Source organism: Nocardia sp. 2TAF39 (genome assembly GCF_052114905.1).
GTDB lineage: Bacteria > Actinomycetota > Actinomycetes > Mycobacteriales > Mycobacteriaceae > Nocardia.
The window spans coordinates 1-4,092 of record NZ_JBFRFQ010000103.1 but is presented as its reverse complement, the minus strand read 5'-3'; the positions used below and the strand labels follow the sequence as shown (position 1 = coordinate 4,092).

The window sequence follows — 4,092 nt, the reverse complement described above, 5'->3', positions numbered from 1 at the left end:
GTGTCTGCGTCCGCATCCTGCAACGCCTGCTTGCGCTCACCGCCGCGATCTGGCACAACGACACCACCAACGCACCGATCCACCGGTCACTGACCGCCTACGATCACTGACCAGCGGTGAGACCCACCGCTTGGAATCATTCATCTAGGCTGACCGGATGAGTGAAACGAAGGCCACCCGGCTGGAGCGCAAGATCACCGACGGCGGTGCGGAGGTGGCGACCCTCACCCTCGCCCATCCGCCGCTCAACCTGTTCGATCGGTCCATGCTGGACGCGCTGACGGCCGATATCGGCGAGCTGTCGGGCCGCCCGCCGCGCGCGGTGTTGCTGCGCGCCGAGGGCAAGGTGGTGTCCGGCGGCGTCGACGTGCACGTGTTCGACGGACTGACCATCGAGCAGGGCGCCGAGCTGTGGCGCACGCTGTTCGCGCAGATCATCCACCCCTTGGAGGCACTGCCGTGTCCGGTGGTGTTCGCTGCGCACGGTCTGACCCTGACCGCCGCCTTCGAGATCGCGCTCGCCTGCGACATCCTGCTTGCCGCGCCGAAGGCGAAGTTCGGGCTGGTGGAGACCGTAGTCGGACTGACACCGTCGATGGGCGGCCCACAGCGCCTCGCCGAGCGCGCGGGGTCGGGCCGGGCCCGCGAATTCGTGATGACCGGCGATCTGTACGACGCGGCGACCATGGCGGACTGGGGCGTGGTGAACGCCGTGCACGACGACGTGGACGTGGCGGCGAAGGCGCTGACCCACCGTCTGGCCCATGGCCCGACGAAGGCGCACGCGGCGACGAAGAAGATCGTCGAAGCGTGGCGTTCCGGTGGTGTGGCCTCTGCGGATTCGGTGACGCCGGAGGTGTCCGGCGCGCTGTTCGCCACCGACGACCTGAAGGGTGCCGTGCACAGCTTCCTCGAGGTCGGTCCGGGGAAGGCCGGTTACTCCGGCCGGTGACAGCTAGGACACGTTCGCCGCCTATCCCAGCGAGATTGTGATATGCATCATATAGTCGCAGTGCCTGCTGACTCGAGGCACGCGGAGGACGAATGTCGCAGTTGCTCATCGAATACCCCCTGACCCGCCCGCATGTCTGGGATAACCCATTGGCCCGGGGCGCGGACGGGGTGCTGCGCTACGGAAACCTCACGCCCGCGCTGACCGAACTGCTGGATCTGCAGGTCCACGCGTTCTCGACGCGCGAGGCGGTGGTCGAGGTCGGGGGTCCGCGCTTGACCTATCGGGAGCTGTGGCACTCCGCCTCGCGGATCGCAGGCGGGCTGCAGGAGCACGGCATCGGCTACGGCGACCGCGTCGCCATCCACATGCCCTCCGGTGCGCGCTGGGTGCAGGCCTTTCTCGGCGCATTGCTCAGCGGCGCCGTGCCGGTGCTGGTGCACGACGGTCTGCCGGAGGCGGTCGCCGAGCGCGTGATCGCCGACAGCCGCGCCGATTTCGTGCTCGGGCGTGCGTGCGGAAGCGCCGAACTGCCCGATGGTGCCGCGTACATCGATGACGGTGCGGCACTGGGGGATTTGGCGCTGCTGTGCTACACCAGCGGAACCGCCACCCCCAAGGGTGTGGAACTGACCAACGAAAACCTGCTTTCGGCGGTGCGGTCGATGGTCGCCGCACTGGATCTGCCGACCGACGGACTGCGCAACCTGGTGCTGCTTCCGTTGGCGCACGCCAGCGGCTGTGTCGATCAGCTGCTACCGACCTTCGCGGTCGGCGGCACCGTCGTGCTCGCCCGGGGCACCCGCGAGCTCGCGGAAGCCATTGCGGCCGAACGGATCGACATGGTCTCGGCGACGCCGCGGATTTTCGCGGGCCTGTTACCGGAACTCGCCGAGTTACGCGCCGAGGGGTTGTGTACCGAGGGCATCGCCCGGATCAGCAAAGCCGGCCACCGCGGCGAACGCGCCGCCGCACCCGCTACGCCCGCCGACCTGACTGCCGAACTGCGCGGTATGTTCCCCACCGCCCGGCAATGGTCGGTTTGGGGCGCGACCGAGACCAGCGGAATCGGCCTCGCTGTGGACGACGCCGAACAGGCGGAGGACCACTCCGACGCCGACACGGTGCTCGGATTCCCGTTCGGGGGTACGGAATTGGCGCTGTGGGGGCCGCGCGCGACGGCAGGCCGCGGTGAGCTGCTGTGCCGTGGGCCGAATGTGACGCCGCGCTACTGGAACGATCCGACCACCACCGCGGCGCGGTTCACCGGAACCTGGTTCCACACCGGCGATCAGGTGACCATCGACGCAGACGGCTTGGTCCGCAGGGGAGCGGCGCTCATCGAATGACTCGGTCTCACTCCAGCATTCGCGCGCGCAGCCGGGCGAGCAGGTCGGACGTCAGCCCGACAGCGGCGAGGTAGCCGTCGAGATCGCCGTGCAGGTCGCCCATCGCGGCGCTTGCGGTGTCGAGGTACTCCTCGCGCACACCGAGCAGATCCACCGAGACCTCTTCACCGCCGAGTAGTTTCGTCGTCATCAGGGCGCGGAGCGCGGGGATGGCTCCGTTGCTCAGCAGGAAGTCGGCGAACACGTCGGCCTCGGTGACGCCGACGGCGCGCAGGAGCGTGGCGATCGCCCAGCCGGTGCGGTCCTTGCCCGCCGCGCAGTGTACGAGCACGGCGCCCTCGCCGCGCACGATGGATTCGGCGATGGCGAGGATCGCGGCGTGCGCCTCGGGCAGCGCGGGGAACATCCGGTAGACCTCGAGCATGTACGTGAACGCGGTCTGCGCGGTGGCCTCGTGTGGGGGCGCCTCGGCCATTCTGGAGTCGAACGGTGTGACGGTCAGCCGGACGTCCTCGGGTAGCCGGTCCGCGCCGATATGCTCGATCTCGCGCTGTCCGCGCAGGTCGTGCACGTCGCTGACGCGCAGGTCGCACAGCGCCGCGTGGCCGGCGTCGTCGAGGCCGCTCAGCTGAGCCGAACGTAGCAGCACGCCGGGCCGGACCTTCGCGCCGTCGACGGTGCGAAGCCCGCCGGTGTCTCGGAAGTTGAACGTGCCGGAGAGGAAGTACTGGTCGGCGGGCGGCGAGAGAGTCACCGGTCCAGGCTATCGGCCTCGCGGTGCGAAGAGGAGTCGTTACCGGATCGACCACCAGACGGCGTGCTGCCTGATTTGGGTGGTTCTGGTGTGGTATCGATCACAGAATGCACGTGCGCCTAGGTTCGGTAACGTAGATTGAACTACGGTCTTTTGTCCGGCAGGCGGATCCGAGATCGACCGTCGTAGCGGCATTTTCGGAGACCTCCGGTGTGTCCCGGCGGCATTCCGTTTGGGTAACAAAACATTCTTTCAGTCTGGAATACCCACTGAAGCCATTCTCAAACCCCGAAAAACCACTACCATTGACGAACGTTGGACCGGGCAGCCTGGGGTTTCCCGAGATGGCCCGCCCGTTCAGCGAGTCGCGCCGACGAAGGTGCGCGAAATTTTTTCGCCGAGGGAGTCGTCGTTGAGCACACGTGGAGAAGTAGTGGCAGGGGTACGGCTGCGACCGAACATCTGCGAGGCGGTCGAAGATGCGGCGGCCACGCTCGATCACACCGGGGTGCGCGCACTGCGGGTGCTGCTGCACTCCGGTATCAGTGCGTACTGGCCGTTGATCACGGCCGCTCCGACCAAGCACCTCAGGGCATACGAGGCGACGGTGCAGATGCTGTGCACTCGCTGGGGAGTGCGGACAAGCTGTGCCGCCGACCCGATCGCGTCGGCGGCTTATCAGGAGATGGACACCGAGGTCGCCACGTTCCTGGAGCTGTGCGCCGAGCGATCGGGAACGCAGTGGCTCGAACCGGTGGGGGCGATCGCCGCGTATGTCGTGTCGCTCGTCCGGGGCGCCGTTTTGCGCTGGCTGGCCGACGGCAATGACGAAACCATGCTTGTCGTGCTGGACGATCTGGTCACCGTTTTGACTACAAAGGCCGTCGCGATCTAGTGTGTCGGTCCCGAAATTGCAGCTCTAATTATCTATGGTGTTGGGGTGGCGGGTTTCGGGCGTAGTGATGTCGAGTTCGTACTGGCCGGTGACGAGCGGGACCAGCTTGTCGCATGGTCGCGGGCGGAGTCGTCGCGGTTGG

General features: G+C 67.2%; 4 protein-coding genes and 1 pseudogene. 4 read left to right on the top strand and 1 reads right to left on the bottom strand.

What is annotated here, in order from left to right:
* The 3 genes and pseudogenes from AB4Z47_RS30360 to AB4Z47_RS30350 form a co-directional block, all read left to right on the top strand.
* Positions 1 to 110: pseudogene (locus AB4Z47_RS30360) on the top strand (IS982 family transposase); the annotation flags it as partial.
* A 47-nt stretch (positions 111 to 157) separates the two neighbouring features.
* A complete protein-coding gene (locus AB4Z47_RS30355) occupies positions 158 to 952 on the top strand; it encodes an enoyl-CoA hydratase/isomerase family protein (RefSeq protein ID WP_441956100.1) in 795 nt (264 codons plus the stop codon).
* A 92-nt stretch (positions 953 to 1,044) separates the two neighbouring features.
* Entirely contained in the window at positions 1,045 to 2,301 is a 1,257-nt protein-coding gene (locus tag AB4Z47_RS30350) for a class I adenylate-forming enzyme family protein (RefSeq protein WP_441956098.1), read from the top strand.
* Between the two features lie 7 nt (positions 2,302 to 2,308).
* Here the strand turns inward: AB4Z47_RS30350 and AB4Z47_RS30345 are convergent, their stop codons facing one another.
* Positions 2,309 to 3,055, bottom strand: coding sequence for a tyrosine-protein phosphatase (locus AB4Z47_RS30345; protein ID WP_441956097.1), 747 nt, complete (start codon positions 3,053 to 3,055; stop codon positions 2,309 to 2,311).
* A gap of 412 nt (positions 3,056 to 3,467) precedes the next feature.
* Between AB4Z47_RS30345 and AB4Z47_RS30340 the strand changes: the two genes are divergently transcribed.
* Complete coding sequence (locus tag AB4Z47_RS30340) at positions 3,468 to 3,950, top strand: TetR family transcriptional regulator (RefSeq protein ID WP_441956095.1); 483 nt, start codon at positions 3,468 to 3,470, stop codon at positions 3,948 to 3,950.
* Positions 3,951 to 4,092 lie beyond the last annotated feature (142 nt).